The 15,868-nt window shown below is 55.0% G+C and carries 14 protein-coding genes and 1 pseudogene; 10 read left to right on the top strand and 5 right to left on the bottom strand.

Going from position 1 to position 15,868, the window contains the following annotated elements; all coding sequences use genetic code 11:
* Positions 1-324 (top strand): AzlD domain-containing protein, encoded by a 324-nt coding sequence (locus tag IDM49_RS10045; RefSeq protein ID WP_190724399.1) that lies wholly within the window; start codon positions 1-3, stop codon positions 322-324.
* Positions 325-406: 82 nt separating this feature from the next.
* On the opposite strand, the gene IDM49_RS10040 is transcribed toward IDM49_RS10045, so the two are convergent.
* The gene (locus IDM49_RS10040) at positions 407-1,066 is read right to left on the bottom strand and encodes a TetR/AcrR family transcriptional regulator (protein ID WP_190724398.1); all 660 of its coding nucleotides are present in this window, start codon (positions 1,064-1,066) and stop codon (positions 407-409) included.
* Between the two features lie 260 nt (positions 1,067-1,326).
* Between IDM49_RS10040 and IDM49_RS10035 the strand changes: the two genes are divergently transcribed.
* Positions 1,327-2,013 (top strand): queuosine precursor transporter, encoded by a 687-nt coding sequence (locus IDM49_RS10035; protein ID WP_168614173.1) that lies wholly within the window; start codon positions 1,327-1,329, stop codon positions 2,011-2,013.
* Between the two features lie 150 nt (positions 2,014-2,163).
* Here the strand turns inward: IDM49_RS10035 and IDM49_RS10030 are convergent, their stop codons facing one another.
* Complete coding sequence (locus IDM49_RS10030; protein WP_190724397.1) at positions 2,164-4,395, bottom strand: S8 family serine peptidase; 2,232 nt, start codon at positions 4,393-4,395, stop codon at positions 2,164-2,166.
* Between the two features lie 215 nt (positions 4,396-4,610).
* On the opposite strand from IDM49_RS10030, the gene IDM49_RS10025 reads away from it, so the two are divergent.
* From IDM49_RS10025 to IDM49_RS10000, 6 genes are all read left to right on the top strand, one after another.
* The gene (locus IDM49_RS10025; protein ID WP_190724396.1) at positions 4,611-6,047 is read left to right on the top strand and encodes an amino acid permease; all 1,437 of its coding nucleotides are present in this window, start codon (positions 4,611-4,613) and stop codon (positions 6,045-6,047) included.
* Positions 6,048-6,116: 69 nt separating this feature from the next.
* Positions 6,117-7,556, top strand: coding sequence for an amino acid permease (locus tag IDM49_RS10020; RefSeq protein WP_228008085.1), 1,440 nt, complete (start codon positions 6,117-6,119; stop codon positions 7,554-7,556).
* 354 nt (positions 7,557-7,910) lie between these two features.
* A complete protein-coding gene (locus tag IDM49_RS10015) occupies positions 7,911-8,996 on the top strand; it encodes a GTP-binding protein (protein WP_190724395.1) in 1,086 nt (361 codons plus the stop codon).
* Between the two features lie 2 nt (positions 8,997-8,998).
* Positions 8,999-9,121: a type B 50S ribosomal protein L36 gene (gene ykgO, locus IDM49_RS10010; RefSeq protein WP_168614177.1), complete on the top strand. Its 123-nt coding sequence runs from the start codon at positions 8,999-9,001 to the stop codon at positions 9,119-9,121.
* A 132-nt stretch (positions 9,122-9,253) separates the two neighbouring features.
* A complete protein-coding gene (locus IDM49_RS10005) occupies positions 9,254-9,709 on the top strand; it encodes an acyl-CoA thioesterase (RefSeq protein WP_228008084.1) in 456 nt (151 codons plus the stop codon).
* A 58-nt stretch (positions 9,710-9,767) separates the two neighbouring features.
* Positions 9,768-10,856: an FUSC family protein gene (locus IDM49_RS10000; RefSeq protein ID WP_190724393.1), complete on the top strand. Its 1,089-nt coding sequence runs from the start codon at positions 9,768-9,770 to the stop codon at positions 10,854-10,856.
* 249 nt (positions 10,857-11,105) lie between these two features.
* On the opposite strand, the gene IDM49_RS09995 is transcribed toward IDM49_RS10000, so the two are convergent.
* The 3 genes and pseudogenes from IDM49_RS09995 to IDM49_RS09985 all read right to left on the bottom strand — a co-directional run bounded on the left by IDM49_RS09995 (position 11,106) and on the right by IDM49_RS09985 (position 13,728).
* Positions 11,106-11,612, bottom strand: a complete 507-nt coding sequence (locus tag IDM49_RS09995; protein WP_190724392.1) for an SRPBCC family protein — start codon at positions 11,610-11,612, stop codon at positions 11,106-11,108.
* Positions 11,613-11,818: 206 nt separating this feature from the next.
* Positions 11,819-13,117, bottom strand: a pseudogene (gene tgt / locus IDM49_RS09990) (tRNA guanosine(34) transglycosylase Tgt); the annotation flags it as partial.
* Between the two features lie 191 nt (positions 13,118-13,308).
* Positions 13,309-13,728 carry an organic hydroperoxide resistance protein gene (locus IDM49_RS09985; RefSeq protein ID WP_190724391.1) on the bottom strand — a complete coding sequence of 140 codons (420 nt, stop codon included), beginning with the start codon at positions 13,726-13,728 and terminating at the stop codon, positions 13,309-13,311.
* Positions 13,729-13,835: 107 nt separating this feature from the next.
* Between IDM49_RS09985 and IDM49_RS09980 the strand changes: the two genes are divergently transcribed.
* Both IDM49_RS09980 and IDM49_RS09975 read left to right on the top strand, forming a co-directional pair.
* The gene (locus IDM49_RS09980) at positions 13,836-14,276 is read left to right on the top strand and encodes a MarR family winged helix-turn-helix transcriptional regulator (protein ID WP_168614182.1); all 441 of its coding nucleotides are present in this window, start codon (positions 13,836-13,838) and stop codon (positions 14,274-14,276) included.
* A 35-nt stretch (positions 14,277-14,311) separates the two neighbouring features.
* The gene (locus IDM49_RS09975; RefSeq protein WP_168614183.1) at positions 14,312-15,301 is read left to right on the top strand and encodes an NADP-dependent oxidoreductase; all 990 of its coding nucleotides are present in this window, start codon (positions 14,312-14,314) and stop codon (positions 15,299-15,301) included.
* Positions 15,302-15,868 lie beyond the last annotated feature (567 nt).

Below are 15,868 nucleotides of genomic sequence, written 5' to 3'. Positions count from 1 at the left end.
ATGCCGATTGATGTTTTACACACCCTCGCTCTGATTGCTGTTGCCGCAGCTGTCACCTTTTCACTTCGCTTTGTGCCCATGCTGACCGTGCGCGCAATCGCCACCAACCCCTACGTGCTGGCCATCGGCAAAATGCTCCCCGGCGGCATCATGGTCATCTTGGTGGTGTACTCCATTAACCACGGCGAATTTCACGGCGCAGGGGGACTGCTCGCTCTAGCTGTCGCACTGGGATCCACCATCGGGTTGTACCTCTGGCGTAAAAATGTGTTGCTCGCACTCGTTGCCGGCGTACTTATCTACGGTGCGCTGACCTTCGGCTAACCCCGCCGCACACACCAACGCCGAGGCCTCGAAACAACGGTGTTCGAGCCTCGGCATTTTTTGATGTTGGATGCGTCTGCGACTAAGAGACAGCTCTAAGAGCAGGCGCGCCGCCCAGCGGAACGGCATCCTCACCCTCAAAACGGGCGCCCAGACCCATCTGAATAAAACGAATAGTAGAGGTGATATGGCGCTCGCGATCCTCGGCGGACGAGGCGTCCTCAGCGCGATCCGCGCTAGAAGTGAGTGAACCGTGAACCAAGTGTGCGAGCTCTTTAATGTCGTTTTCGGGAATAAAGTTTTGCTCAATCGCCTGCGACAGAATACCTACCAGAACCATCTGAAGTTCACGAACGTGCTTGCCGAGCTTGGCGAAAGACTCGGGGGAGAGCACAGAGCGCATTGCCGGGCCGGGAGGCATATGGCGGCGCGCCATGTCTTCAATCGAAAGACGGATGTAGATAGCGAGCTTATCAATAGGGTTTTCAACGCCCTCAAGATTTTCGCGTAGCTCGGTGATAAAACGCTCGGTTTCAGTAAGGGCATAGGCCACCAGAAGTTCACCCATGTCAGCGAAGTAATTGTAGACAGCGGTGCGTCCAATTCCCGCGTTCTTGGCGACGTCCGTCATGGTCAGACCGGGAAGGCCGTGTGAGTAGAGCAAACTACCGAAAGAATCGAGGATGGCGCGCTGGGTGTTTTCGCGCTGGGCTGCGTTTGAGGCTGCTGAAATACGAGGCATATCGACACTTTACAATAAAACGTCACCAAGAATGAGCGGGGACGTGCTGCAGCGGCGTTTTCCCAGATAACTAACAGTTTCACCGGGGCACGACCCGTGCATCCGCGTCTCACATACCTGTCACACTTAGCATTCGCCCGTTTCAACCGCGTACAATAAAACGGCTCGGGTGGCAGACGAGCACACCCGGTTGCTTCACAACCTGCAGAAAGCAACGGGGCCTATTCACGTACCGTCTTCATACAAATAAGAGAATATCTATGTCTGAACACACCACCACCCACACGCCCACCTACGCGCGTCCGGCACACACCTACTTCGACCTTCTTCTCGCGGCATCCGCAGTAATCCTGGTGATCTCAAACATCGCCGCCACCAAAGGCGTCGCGTTCGGCCCCATTCTCACCGACGGCGGATTCTTCCTTTACCCGCTGGCGTACGTCATCGGCGATGTGGTCTCAGAAGTCTACGGTTTTAAAAACGCACGACGCGTCATTCTTACCTCTTTCGCCGCAGCGGCTTTCGCATCCCTGTGCTTCTGGATCACCATCAAATTACCCGGCGCTGAGTTCTACGAAAACCAGAGCGCGCTAGAGACCGTACTGGGCCCCGTGCCACTGATTGTCGGAGGTTCTTTGCTCGGCTACCTGGTAGGTCAGCTGTTGAACTCATGGGTGATGGTCGCCATGAAAAAGCGCACTCAAGGACGCTTTCTCGCGGGGCGACTGATGGGCTCAACCCTGGTGGGTGAACTCGCCGACACCCTGATTTTCTGCTCGATTGCGGCACCTATCCTGGGTATTTCAACCGCACCGGACTTTCTCAACTACGTCATCGTCGGCTACATCTACAAGTGCGCGGTTGAATTCATTCTCATGCCTATCACCTACCCGACCATCAGCTGGTTCAAAAAGCATGAGCCGAGCTACGCGTCTGCACACGCGTAAGGACGGTTACCGCGCAACATTTTGCTTGCCTCAGCGGTGCTATGAATAAAGCTCTGACCGATCCTCTTTTGCATTGGGGCGACCTATAAAAATGGCGTCCCCTGCTACCAGCAGGGGACGCCATTTTAGTGACTGATGTAGCGAAGCAATTTATCGAACGACGCGTACGCCACCGTTAGCAGTCCACTTGAGGGTTGAACCGTTAGAGAACTTCACGGTTGCTGAACCATCGGAGTTGGTAACCTCGTCGGTGACGGGGAAGCCGAACTTCGAAACGTAACCGTTCTTCCACCAGTAGTTGTAGATCGCTCCCTTTGAGTTCATAGCGTGCGCACCGGTGGTTGATGACCACCAGATACCGGTTTCAGCCCAGTTAGCGTTGCGGAAGTACTGAACCGCGCCGCCAGCGGTCGGAATCTCATCGGTGACGGGGAAGCCATCAGTGTTCACGCCACCGCGTGATTCCCACAGAGCCTTAATCGCGCCGTTACCGTTGACCAAATAAGCGCCGGTGTTCGGTGCCCAGTAGAAACGGTTTTGCCTAGAACCGTTCTGGAATACCTGACGCGCGCCGCCGCTACCAATGCCGCCTTCGTCCTCAACGGGGAAGCCGTACTTGCCGGTGCCGCCCTCATTGGTAAAACGTGAGCCGATAGCGCCGCGCTCAGCCACCAGGTGAGTGCCGTTCTGCGACGTCCAGTACAGCGCGTTCAGTGGGCCCGATGCGGGAGCGAACTTCTGCATAGCGCCACCGGGGATGCTGACCTCATCGAATGCGGGGTAGCCCAGGCCGCGCTCGTAGTCGCTGTCGCGGTAGCGTGCGCCGATGCTCCCTGCAAAGTTCACGGAGTGCGCGTCGGTACGAGAGGTCCAGTAGATGGAGTAGTTCTTAGCGAATGCCTGAATAGCTCCGCCGTTAACACCTGAGAATTCGTTGGTGGTCGGTGAACCAAACTTGGTGATGCCACCCTTTGACTTGTAGTAGTCGCCGATAGCGCCCTTGAGCGTGAACTGTGATGCCGGAACCGGTGCAAGGTCCGCTGCTGCCTTGACTGCCGCTGCGGCGTCTACCTGCTTGTAGCCCTGCAGGTTGTAGCCGGTGCTGGTGAGAATATTGCGGATCTGCTCTACAGTGATAGCGGGGTAGGCCTGCTTCATCAGTGCGATGGTGCCGGTGACGTAGGGTGCCGCCATGCTGGTGCCGTTCATGGTGCCGTAAGTGGGCGAACCGATGCTTGAGCTACCGGTGTTCAACGGGCCGAAGATGTCACGGCCGGTGGTACCGCCGGGGGCAACAACATCCAGCATCTCACCGTAGTTTGAGTACTCGGTCAGCGTGTACCACGAGGTAGATGCACCCACAACAATAGCTCGGTAGCAGTTAGCCGGTGAGTAGTTGCTAGCGCTCTGACCCTCGTTACCCGCTGCTACAACAACGGGCACATTGCGTGAGAGAGAATCATTGATCGCTGACTGCATCAAGTCCGAGCAGGTGTTGTCGGGGTATGCCAAAGACATGTTCACAACAGTTGCAGGACGCTTGTTGGTAGGAACACCGGGAACGTAACCGCCGGAGGTCCAGATGAGCGCATCAGCGATATCTGAAACGTAGCCGCTACCGTTGAGACCGAGCGCGCGACCGTAGGTGAGCTGCGCACTGGGTGCTACACCGGTGGTGCCGGTGCCGTTAGCGCGTGCCGCAGCGATGCCCGCCACGAAAGTGCCGTGCCAGTCAACGCTGGGGTTATCTGAACCCTGGTCGAGCGGGTTGGTGTCGCGTCCTCCGCCGTCACGTGACAGGCTGGGAGATGAAATGAAGTCGTAGCCGTAAGAGCCACTGGTCTCAAGATCCGGGTGTACAGAGTAGCCGGTGTCGACAATACCGATGGTCTGGCCAACTCCTGTGTACTTGCTCCACGCCGGTGCGACATCGAGGTAATCGTAGGTCAGCGCCCACTGCTTGGAGTAGTAGGGCTCAGAAGTGGATGCGAGAGCTTTCACCAGGCGGTCCGGCTCAGCGGACTCAACGCGCGGATCTTTCTCGAGATTTGCAATGACCTCTTTTTGCTCGTCGGGGTTCAGCATCTTATCCGCTGAAATTACACTGCTCTTCTCGTCAGCGGCAGTGGTTTCTTTTAAAAGCTGTGAATCGTCAACAGCATCGCTTTCAGCTTCAACTTTATTCGCAACTTCTTCGCGAACTTCTTTGGGCTGCTCGTCTTTGAACTTGACGATGATGCGGTCGGTATCTTCAGAAACCTGCGTAGTTGTAGGATGCTGGTTTGCTGGTGTGGGGAGGTTAGCCGCAGATGCGCCAGCGAAAGAAGTTGCTACCAGCGCGCATGAGCTGAGGATAACCGGGGGAAGGTATCTAAGTTTCATATTCAATTAAAAAAGGGGACAGGGGATAGGTATGTGTGGGTGCACCGGGTGAGTGTACCGTTCACCAAGAATAATAGGTTTTTTCTCACCTGTTTAGACATTCAGCAAAAAAATATTCAATATCTCATTTTGGCGGCTATGATTGCCAGTATTACTTTTTGCAGTCAGCAAACTGCTTGCCTCGTAAAGTACCTTTTCACCACGTTAGGTTTTCAATGGGTTCACACGCTACACAGGTGTCTACAGAAGAAAAAGGTAGGCTTTCCCGTTCGCTTTCGCACGGGCAGATGACCATGATTGCTCTCGGTCTTGCCGTGGGCACCGGTCTGTTTTTGGGTTCTGGCGGGGCGATTGCGATTGCTGGCCCCGCTGTTATTATCAGCTACGCTATTGGCTCTTTGATTGCGGCGGTGATCGCTGCATGTGCTGGTGAGATGGCTGTTCGTTACCCTGTTCAGGGTGGTTTTGGCACGATTGCAGGACGCTTCTTGGGCCCTTACGCTGGTTACTTGACGCGGTGGGCCTACTGGGCAACCATGGTTCCGCTCACCGGCGCCGAGCTGGTAGCAGTGGGCAAGTACATGGGCTACTGGTACCCTGACATTCCGCTGTGGCTGTGGGTTGTTGTTTCTGGCGCCATTATTGTTGCCTTGAACCTGACCTCCGTGAAGTCCTTTGGCACCATGGAATTCTTCCTCTCGTCCATCAAGGTTATTGCGGTTATCGTCTTTATCGTCTTCGGACTGGTCCTGGTTTTCTTTGGTCTGCCGAATACTCCTGCAACCGGTCTGGGCAACCTCACCAACGACGGTGGCTTCTTGCCCAACGGCATCTCATCCATCTGGATTTCACTGGCAGTCGTCATGTTCTCCTTCGGCGGTGTTGAGCTGATCTCCATCTCGGCAGCTGAAGCCAAAGACCCCGTGCGCTCAGTGAGCTCATCCGTCAAAGCAATGATGTACCGCCTGGCTACCTTCTACGTGCTCGCGATCTTCGTGGTCGTTGCCATGATGCCGTGGAAGCAAGCCGCAACACTTGAAGGTGAAGTCAGCAGCTCACCATTCGTCATGGTCTTCTCAGCGCTGAACATTCCCTTCATCGCAGGCATCACTAACTTCGTGGTTCTCACCGCAGCACTATCCGGCGCGAACGCGGCACTCTACGCGGCAACCCGTCAGATGCACGCGCTTGCACACGACTCCATGGCACCCAAAGCATTTGCCCGCACCACCGGCAACGGTATTCCCGCGCTGGCCTTGGGACTGTCAATGGTCGGCTCCCTAGTCGCGGTCGTTATGGCAATCACCGGCGTCGCTAACATCTTCGTCATGATGATGTCACTGGTCACCGTCTGCGTGCTCGTCGTCTGGTTCATGATTCTTACCTCCTACATGTTTTTCAAGAAACAAGAAGGTAACGCATCACCATTCCGCGTCTGGGGCGGACGCACCACAGCCGCACTTGCTTTACTGGGCGTCCTCGCAACCTTTGCCGCCATGTTCTTTACCCAAGACATGGCAATCCCAGCAACCGTGGGCGTCGCGTTCTTCGCCTTCATCAGCATCGTCTACTTTGCTTTCGTGCGTTCGCGCCAGAGCGTCAACCACGATGCTTTCACCGAAGCAAGCGATTACGCTAACCAGCAGCAATAGCATGTAAAGGGGCGGGGTAATACCCGCCCCTACGCATAACTTTTCACCACACACGCGAAAGAAAATCTCATGGCTTCTACATCAGCTCCGGCTGAAAGCAACCAGCTCAAGCGCTCGCTCTCTCACGGTCAAATGACCATGATTGTGCTGGGCTCAGCGCTGGGTACCGGTTTGTTTTTGGGCTCAGGTTCAGCGATTGCGCTGACCGGTCCGGCGATTATTATCAGCTACGCTATTGGTTCTTTGCTGGCTGCCATCATTGGTGGTTCTGCGGGCGAGATGGCGGTGCGCTACCCGGTGCGTGGCGGATTCGGCTCTATCGCTACCCGCTATCTTGGCCCCTACGCAGGCTTCCTCACCCGCTGGGCCTACTGGACGGCAACCTGCGCTATCACCGGTATCGAGCTGATTGCGGTGGGTAGCTACCTGAGCTTCTGGTGGCCTGATCTGCCACTGTGGGTAGGCATCGTTGTGTTTGGCGTCTTGATTATTGCGCTGAACATTCGTTCCGTGAAGTACTTCGGCGCCATGGAATTCTTCCTCTCATCCATTAAGGTGTTCGCGCTACTGCTCTTCATCGTGGTTGGTCTGTGCCTCGTCTTCTTCGGCCTTCCTGGCCATGCCGCGTCCGGCGTTTCTAACCTGACCAATGACGGCGGCTTTATGCCCGGCGGTTTCACCTCGGTCTGGCTGTCACTGGCGATCGTGATGTTCTCGTTCGGTGGCGTTGAGATGATTTCAATTTCAGCGGCTGAAGCTGAAGATCCGGCTCGTTCGGTGCGTACCAGCGCTAAAGCAATGATGTGGCGTTTGGCGACGTTCTACGTGCTGTCCATGTTCATTGTGGTGTCTTTGATTCCGTGGCAGCAGGCTGCCGGCTTGGAAGGCACCGTTGCCACCAGCCCCTTCGTGATGGTCTTTGCTCAGGTGGGCGTGCCCGCGATTGCCTCCATTACTAACTTTGTGGTGCTGATTGCGGCGCTGTCAGCGGCAAACGCTAACCTTTATGCTGGTTCGCGCCTGATGCACTCGTTGGCCTCCGACCGCATGGCGCCGAGCTCGCTGGCGCAGACCAGTAGCGCCGGTATTCCCGTGCGCGCAATGCTGGTCTCGCTCTCGGGCGTCGTTCTTGCTGTTCTGCTGGCAATTTTCTTGCCCAAGGCGGCATTCGGCGTCATGATGACGCTCGTGATGGTGTGCGCGCTGACCGTGTGGGTATTGATTCTGCTGGCGTACATTGCTTTCAAAAAGGTGGAAGGCAACTCGGCGCCGTTCCGTCTGTGGGGCGGACGCGTCACCGCCGGTGTTGCCATCCTGGTGCTGTTTGCGATTTGGGTTGCTCTCTTCAAACTGGACGGTAACGGCGTTCCCGCGACTGTCGGCGTGGTCTACTTTGTGCTGCTGACGATTATCTACTTTGCTGTGGTCAAGAACGTGCTGACTGTTGATGAGGACGCGTTTGCCGAGGCGCAGCGCGCAACCGAACACTACGAGAGCGACCGAAAATAAAAGGTTTTATCTTGGGTTGCACATGAGAATGATTTTCAGTATTATTGTAAGTACGAATTGCATGATACTTCAATGCGTTCATATGTCTGTGTGTTGAGAAAACCCCGCATCCCTTGTGGATGCGGGGTTTTCTTTTGTGCGGGCACGGGGTTGGGGTGCGTGGTGGGTGCGTCGGGCGTCTGGTGCGCTGGGTAAAGTGACCAGATTTGTTTCGTAGTGACCACAAAACTCTCAAGAGTAGGCGGTCTTTGGTGCTGAAAAGAGAGTTTTGTGGTCACCTCCCGGGGTGGTGCTGTTTTCCATACCTTGATTTGCAAACGATAATCATTATCAAATAAGCTAAGAGGTATGCAGATGACAGCTCTCTCATCCCCCAGCCTTTTTGCACGCACCGACGCTGCCGACCACTGGCTCACCTATTGCCAGCAGCACAGTACTGTGCATCAAGACAGCAGCCACACCTGCCAGGACGCGCCAGCCGACGTAGTCAGCTACGACAGCCTCACCAACGACGACGGCATCGAACTGCTGCGCACCCACACCCGCGCATCCGGCGAAAAAGAGCAAAGCCGCATCCATATAGACGGCGACTGCCTCTCATGTGCAACCCTCGCTGAAATGACAGATTACTTGCCAGCTATCGCTGAGCGCACCGAGCGTCTTTTGTTGATTCTTCCGCCCGGTGTGTCCATTAGTACCGCCCTGAAGGTCGCCAACGACTGCCCCCACATTGAGCTGGTTACCGCATCATTGGCAGTTCTAGATTCAGATATCGAAGATGATCTATGGTCTTCTGAAACTCTCAACGCCCGTGGCGTCACCGGCTCATGTGCCGATGAACGCACGCCGGGGGAATTCGTCGTAGCCGATCTCAGTTACGCAGACACCGCGCTGGTTGCCACCCACCCCTTTGACTGTGAGAGCTCGAACCATCGGCGCACCTTGGAACTGCTACGAAACATAGCTCCCCACCTCACCGTGATTTCCGTGGAACACAAAGAACCCGCCGAATGCGGCTACCACAATATCGTCGCGGCGCAAACCCGCGCGCGTCCGGGGCATCTGCACGTAACCGAGGACGTGTTGTTGGGCGAGAATGGCGAATTTTCCACCGCCGTCATCACCACCGACAAACTCATCGACTCAGAACAGCTTGCGCAGGTGCTCCCTCAGATTGTTGAAGGTATGGTGCGCGTGCGCGGGCACGTGTGGCTCGATAGCCACCAGGATGACCGTGTGGCGGTTGAAGGCATCGGCCCGGTTGTCTGGTTGCAAACTCACGGCGCGTGGGGACGCAAGTTGCCGGCCACGCGCATCGCTCTCACCGGCGAGGACGTCAACGCCGCCGAGCTTCAAAAACTTTTAGAAACGTGCACCATTACCGGTGACGATATTGCGCAAGAACTTTTGCGTGCGGATCAAACATTGAAAGAAGGTTAGTGATGAAGGTACGTAACTCATTGCGTTCACTCAAGAAAATTCCCGGTGCTCAGATTGTGCGTCGTCGCGGTAAGACGTACGTGATTAATAAGAAGAACCCGCGTTTCAAGGCGCGTCAGGGCTAAGCTCTTCTTCCCGCCGAGATCCTGATTCATCGACGAAATCCTGATTTAAAACAGGATCTCGTCGATGAATCAGGATCTCGGCGGTTAAAGGCGGTTGAAGGACGCGCCGCCTCGCGTCCTAAGATGGAGCGTATGACTGATTCTGTTTTTGTGGTGGATGTTCCCCTGCGTTGGGGTGATATGGATGCGTACGGGCACGTGAACAACGTGACAATGATGCGCGTGCTTGAGGAAGCGCGTATCGCGGTGTTTGGTGTGCCGCCGTCCTCGGGCGAACCCGTTGAGCAGGCACCAAAGATTCCTCTGTTTGAGCAGTTGGAAAGCGGTGTGCAAGCGCTCGTTGTTGAGAATTGGGTGAAGTATCGCGCGCAGCTTGCCTACCGTGGTTTGCCCGCGAAAGTGGAGGTGCGCATCGTTGGGGTAAAGCCTGCAACGATTACTGTGAGCTACGAGCTGTTTGATGCGTCCACTGGCGAGCACTGTGTAAGCGGTACTACCACGCTGGCGTTCTTCAACACCAATACCGGTGGGCTCGTTCGGCTGACCAAAGACCAACGGAGTATGCTTGAGGAGCACCGCGCATCGTAGCTAGGCTCGTTTGTGCGGTTTTTTTGTGCTCAAAATTGTCGAGGAATAAGGGGTTAGTGTGACATCCGCTCGCGAACATATTGTGCAGATGATGAAGTTTGCTCCCGCGCAACGTGATCATGTGCCGGCTTTTCGTATTGCGCTGAGCGTGGCGATTCCGCTTCTTATTCTTCTTTTTACGGATCATCTTGAGCTTGCGATTTATTCGGCGTTTGGTGGTTTTACCGCTCTGTATGCTCGCAATGAGCCGCGCGCGTCTAGGTTTAAGCACCAGTCGCAGGCGGGCATCATTTTGTGTCTGTGCATCGCTATTGGCATGTTGCTTTCTGGTTTTCATGCTTCGATTTGGGTGACGACGCTGGTGTGTTCGGCAATCGGTGGTGTGGGCGCGATGGTGAGCACGGTGCTGAATCTGCGTCCAGGCGGTTCTCTTTTTCATATTTTTGCGACGGCTGCGGTGGCGTCGGTGCCTGTGGCGACGCATCCTGCTATTCCTCTTGCGGTGGCTATCGCATCCGCTGGTTTTTCGGTGGTGTTGGGTCTTGTCAGTAGCGTGGTGGGCGAGGGAATTAAGATTGTTTCTACTCCGCCGCCGCATTCTCTGACTCGCAATCAGTTGCTTGAGCAGGGCGTTATCTACTTTTTTGTAACGCTTATTGCCGGATGCGTGGGCTATATGTTGGGGCTTTCGCACAGTTATTGGGCGATGGTTGCGGCTAACGCTATTGTGGTTGGTCCGAATATGTATGCCCGTTTTTATAGGGGCGTGCAGCGTACGGTGGGCACGTTTGTGGGTGTGCTGATTACGGCGTTTTTTGTGTCGATGCACCCGGATCAGTGGCATATGGCGGTGCTGGTGATCGTGTTCCAGTTCTTGGCTGAGATTTTTGTGTTGCGTAATTATGGTTTTGCCATGCTGTTTGTGACTCCGCTGGCGCTGTTTATGATTCAGTTGGCTAAGCCACTGACCAGCTATGAGTTGTTGACGGATCGTATGCTTGAAACCGCTATTGGCGCGGTGGTCGGGATGCTGGCTGTTTTAGTAACGCGTAGCCCCGATAAGCTGGGTCAGGACACCGTGGCTATTCCGATTTTGCGTGCAGCTCGTAACGTGCGTGGCTCGGTGAGAAGCAATTTTGATCAGTAAATTGGCAGATAGCATCACCCGCGTCATTCTTGACCAGGGTCCTTTGCCCGCTGAATTTCATGAGCCGGGACGAGCAGGGTGGCTGTTCTCTTTCAACAAACTGAATAAGGTGCTAGGAAACTAGCTTTCTTACACGATACAAAGATGCCCGAGAACGCGTGCGCGTTCCCGGGCATCCGTGGTTTTCAGTTGCTTGTGGCAGGTGATAGCGATGCTGGTGAGATTGCGATCTGTCAGCCGGCGTTCTACCTACTTGCTCGCGTCCAGAAGTTTAGTGAGTTCCACAAAGGAGTCTTTCCAGCTGGTCAGCGTCTGCTCGTGAACTTCTTGAGGAAGTGGGCCCTGAGTGAGTTTGAGAATGGTTCCCTTGCCTACGCCGTCCTCTGTAATCGCGGTGCCTTCTTCAAGTTCGATGCGTAGCGCAACCAGGGTGTCGCTGGGCTGACCTTGCGGGGTGGGCAGTGCCTCGCGGTACTCGAGCAGTTCAGGCTCTTTCATAGCGATAAAACGCATGTACATAGGTGCCTGAAACTTGGGATTGTGACGGTGCTTCATGACGAACTGCTTGCGCCCACCGTTGACGGGCTCCAACGTCAGGGTGTTGGGAACAACGTTCCAGTCTTTAGGGCCAAACCACTTGATAAAAAGCTTCGGGTCAATGAAAGCGTTGTAAATTTCCTGGGGAGTTGCGGCGAACTCGTGGCGGTAGGTGAGTACTTCTTTGGCGTCCAGGCTCTCGATAGTGAAATCTTGCATTAGTTCTCGCCTTCCTTCTGTGCGGGGTCTGTCTGAGCGTCTTGTGCGGCTTCTGCTTCTCGGGCGGCTGCCTCTGCGGCACGTCGTGCCTCGGCTTCAGCTTTCGCCTTAGCGTTAGCCTCGCGTCGTGCCTGAGCTGCAGCGATGCGTTCTGCTTCTTTCGCTGCCTTGCGTGCTTTGGCTTCTTCCTGCGCTTTGAGCTGAGCTTCTTTCTTGGCGTAGTAGCGGCGCAAGAACTCGTCACGGTATTCAAAATAGGTGCCGTTGTCGATGGCTTCGCGGGCGTCATCCACCATTTTCACGATAAAACGCTCGTTGTGAATGGACGCCAACGTTGCTGACAGACGTTCGTCTGCCTTGAAGAGGTGGTGGACGTACGCCTTGGTGAAGTGCGTGCAGGTGTAGCAGTCGCATCCCTCAAAAATGGGGGTGAAGTCTGTCTTGTAGCGCGCGTTGGTGAGGTTGAAGCGTCCGTCGGGTGTGTAGACGGCTGCGTTGCGGGCCACGCGGGTGGGCGAGACGCAGTCGAAGGTATCCACGCCGTTTTCGATGCCGACGAAGATATCGTCCGGTTCTGAGATACCCAGCAGGTGACGTGGCTTGTTCTCGGGCAGTTCTTCGGCGCACCAGCGCACGATAGTGCCCAGGTTTTCTTTTTCGAGCGCGCCGCCGATGCCGAAACCATCAAAGGGCATATCGCCTAGGTCGGTGCAGGCCTTGCGTCGAAGGTCTTCGTACTGTGCGCCCTGAATGACGCCAAAGAGCGCCTGGTAGGGCTTGCCGACGCGCGCCTCGGTCAGGCGCTGATGCTCGGCAATGCAACGCAAAGCCCACAGGCGGGTGCGTTCCAGCGCCTCTTCTTGGTAGCCGCGGGAATTGTAAAGGGTGGTGAGCTCGTCGAAGGCGAACATGATGTCCGCACCGATCTGATGCTGAACCTGCATCGAAATTTCGGGGGTGAAGCGGTGAATGTCGCCGTTAATGTGGGACTTGAAGAAAACACCGTCGTCGTCAACGTGCGCCATGCGCTCTTTGCCGGCCGCGACATCATCGTCACCGAGCGGACGTCCGTCTGCACCCTTGGCGTTGGCGACGGTGCCCATGTCAATGACTTTTTTGAAGCCTGAACCAAGGCTCATCACCTGAAAACCACCGGAGTCAGTGAAAGTAGGGCCGTCCCAGTTCATGAACTTGCCTAGGCCGCCAGCAGCGTCCAAAACCTCGGGGCCAGGTTGCAGGTAGAGGTGGTAGGCGTTTGCCAAGAGTGCCTGAGAACCGAGTTCTTTCATCGCTTCGGGCAGTACAGCCTTGACTGTTGCCTTGGTGCCCACCGGTGTGAACGCGGGGGTCTTGATATCACCGTGCGGGGTATGAATGACGCCGGTGCGCCCGCGGAACTGTCCGCCGTTTGCTTCAATACGCGCCGCATCCGGGGTGCAGGTATCAGCAAGGCGGTTGCCTAGTTCGAATGAAAAATTGGGGTTTGAGAATTCGGTATTAGCCACGGTGCTTATTCTACTAGAGCTGTTTATGCGTGAGAGGGGAGTTGTGTTGTACTTTTAGCCTAAAAAGTGCAACACAACTCCCCTCTCGCGGTAGGTGTAGTCGACTGCGTAGATTCCGGAGCTGGGATTTTTATTTCATCGCGCGCTCGCAAAATATCCGCTCAGCCCCTCTGGAGAGGCCAAGCGTGGGATTAGTCGTCTGAAACGGTGACGGTCACGGGAATGTTGCCGCGAGTTGCGTTGGAGTAGGGGCATACCTGGTGGGCTGCGTCGGCGAGTGTCTGCGCCTCATCATGTGCCATTTCGGGGATGATGACTTCGAGCTCTACTGCAAGACCAAAGCCCTCACCTTCTTTACCGATAGAAACTTTTGCGCCAACCGATGAACCCTCGATGTTCTTCTTCTGGCTGCGCGCTACCATCTGCAGAGCTGAGTGAAAGCACGCTGCATAGCCTGCTGCGAAGAGCTGTTCGGGGTTGTTTCCCTTGCCTGAGCCGCCCATTTCGGTGGGGATTGCCAGGTTTGCTTCAAAGCTGCCGTCAGCGGTGCGGACGCTGCCGTCGCGTCCTGCACCTGTTGCGAGTGCTTCGGTGGTGTAAATGGCTTCCATGAGGTTTCCTTTCGAGTGTTCTTCTCTAAATAGATTATACACAATTTAATTGTGTAAAAGTCAAGTGTGTAAAACTAAATGGTGAGCAACTGATATAAGATGAAAGTATGAGCACCACGGAATTATCACTCGATAAGCAACTTTGCTTCTCGCTTTATAGAACGAGCCGCGCCATCACACGCGCCTATCACGAGCTGTTGACTGGCTTGAATCTCACCTACCCGCAGTACCTCGTCATGCTCGTGATGTGGGAGGCAAAAGAACCGGTTGCGATGCGCGATCTCACTCAGCAGGTAGAACTCGACAGTGGCACACTGACTCCACTCATCAAACGCCTTATTGCGGCTGGTTATCTTGAAAAGCAACGCGACCCTGCCGATGAGCGCCGCACCGTGCTCTTTCTCACCGCATCCGGCAAAGAACTTGAAGAAAAAGCTGCCCCTATTCCGCGGAAAATCTATGAGATGTGCTCGGTTGACGGTATGGACTTAGCGCTCATAAAGCGCGAACTTGACCGCCTAGCGGATCACCTTGGTGACCCCGCCTAAAGATTTACAAACACAAAGACATATCAGGAGATATCATGCGAGCTTTTGTGCTCACTCACTATGGTCAAGATGGAATCGAGTTGCAGAATGTGCCAGCCCCTCGCGTGGGGGAGCATGACGTACTCATCCGCGTCAAAGCAACCAGTGTCAACCCCGTCGATACCATGATTCGCGACGGTAAATTCAAGCCCATTCTCAGCCGCAAGCTACCGATGATTATGGGTAATGACGTTGCCGGGGTAGTCATTGAAGTTGGTTCGCAGGTTGCTGAGTTCTCGGTGGGCGATGAGGTGTACGCGCGACCACAACTCAACTCGTTCGGTACTTTTGCCGATGAAATTGCCATTCACGAGGACGCAGTTGCACACAAGCCTGAGTCGCTGAGCATGAACGAGGCTGCTGCACTGCCGTTGGTTTCGTTGACGGCTTGGCAGGCGCTGACTGAACGTTCCTCGGTGCGTGAAGGCACTAAGGTTTTGATTCACGGTGGTACCGGTGGTGTTGGCTCCGCAGCTATTCAGCTAGCTAAGGCACTGGGGGCTCATGTTGCTACAACCGTGAGCGGTTCTAAAGCTGACCTTGCTCGCGAACTCGGTGCAGACCTCATTATTGATTACCGCACCCAGAATTTTGAGGACGTCGTGAGCGGCTATGACGTTGTACTTGATACTCAGGGTGGCGAGACGCTAGAGAAGTCTCTTGGGGTTCTTGCTCCCGGCGGTATTGCGATTTCAATCGTAGGGCCGCCCACTCCCGATTTTGCAGCTGAGCTCAAAAAGCCCGTTCTCAAACTGCCGATGTGGGCAATGAGCCGAAAGATGTTCAAACGCGCAAAACAGCTCGGCGTGGGGTATGAGTTCTTGCTGATGCACTCTTCTGGTGCTCAGCTTGAGAAAATGACCGAGCTGGTAGAAGCGGGCAAGTTCAAGCCTGTTATCGGCAAGGTTTTCCCCTTTGAGAAGACCCTTGAAGCTATCGACTTCAAGGCCGATAAGGGCAAGGTTGTGATCGAAGTGGAGCAGTAAAAACTGGCTTCGATAAGCTCAGCCGCCACGCGCGTCCTGTTCATTAAGGACGCGCGCGGCGGCTTTTGTATTGCGTCGAAGGATACGAGCGATAGCTACGCAGTGCGACGAGAAGTCCGATAACTCCACAGCATAAGAGCACGGCGGCTGTCATGTAATCAGCGTATTTGAATGTCCATGACATGGTGTACGACGGAGAATTTGACCAAATCATCAGAGCTTCTGCTATTGCGCCAGCAGGTAAGACGCATCTGGCAAATAACCCTAGGAGGGTTTGGTGATGGGAAAATGCACCCACCAGGCTCAACGGCGCAATTGCCACTGCTGCAAGGACAAACCAGTGCCAGTTCTCTGCCCAGATGCTAGGTTCATAAATATCGATTAGTTGCCCCAAAGCGTAGTGAATAGTCAGGGTCAATTCGGCCGCTAAAACGCTGAAAACTACAGCGAGTAAAGGTTTGCTAAAAAGCCAACCAACCCAAATTCAGATTCCTGCCCAGAGCGTTCCGGAGTTAAGGAGTTTGCTCGCTATTAGGCGAAGGAAAAATAGAGCGTCGGCATTACCAG

This window comes from Rothia terrae (genome assembly GCF_014705925.2).
Taxonomy (GTDB): domain Bacteria; phylum Actinomycetota; class Actinomycetes; order Actinomycetales; family Micrococcaceae; genus Rothia; species Rothia terrae.
The sequence above is the reverse complement of the archived record's forward strand: the minus strand, read 5'-3'. Positions and strand labels throughout refer to the sequence as shown.

Coding starts and splice junctions, on each gene's coding strand:
- IDM49_RS09995 (WP_190724392.1), bottom strand. CDS start 11,612: ATGCAAGATTTCACTATCGAGAGCCTGGACGCCAAAGAAGTACTCACC.
- IDM49_RS09980 (WP_168614182.1), top strand. CDS start 13,836: ATGAGCACCACGGAATTATCACTCGATAAGCAACTTTGCTTCTCGCTT.
- IDM49_RS10045 (WP_190724399.1), top strand. CDS start 1: ATGCCGATTGATGTTTTACACACCCTCGCTCTGATTGCTGTTGCCGCA.
- IDM49_RS10020 (WP_228008085.1), top strand. CDS start 6,117: ATGGCTTCTACATCAGCTCCGGCTGAAAGCAACCAGCTCAAGCGCTCG.
- IDM49_RS10025 (WP_190724396.1), top strand. CDS start 4,611: ATGGGTTCACACGCTACACAGGTGTCTACAGAAGAAAAAGGTAGGCTT.
- ykgO (WP_168614177.1), top strand. CDS start 8,999: ATGAAGGTACGTAACTCATTGCGTTCACTCAAGAAAATTCCCGGTGCT.
- IDM49_RS10015 (WP_190724395.1), top strand. CDS start 7,911: ATGACAGCTCTCTCATCCCCCAGCCTTTTTGCACGCACCGACGCTGCC.
- IDM49_RS09985 (WP_190724391.1), bottom strand. CDS start 13,728: ATGGAAGCCATTTACACCACCGAAGCACTCGCAACAGGTGCAGGACGC.
- IDM49_RS09975 (WP_168614183.1), top strand. CDS start 14,312: ATGCGAGCTTTTGTGCTCACTCACTATGGTCAAGATGGAATCGAGTTG.
- IDM49_RS10005 (WP_228008084.1), top strand. CDS start 9,254: ATGACTGATTCTGTTTTTGTGGTGGATGTTCCCCTGCGTTGGGGTGAT.
- IDM49_RS10035 (WP_168614173.1), top strand. CDS start 1,327: ATGTCTGAACACACCACCACCCACACGCCCACCTACGCGCGTCCGGCA.
- IDM49_RS10030 (WP_190724397.1), bottom strand. CDS start 4,395: ATGAAACTTAGATACCTTCCCCCGGTTATCCTCAGCTCATGCGCGCTG.
- IDM49_RS10040 (WP_190724398.1), bottom strand. CDS start 1,066: ATGCCTCGTATTTCAGCAGCCTCAAACGCAGCCCAGCGCGAAAACACC.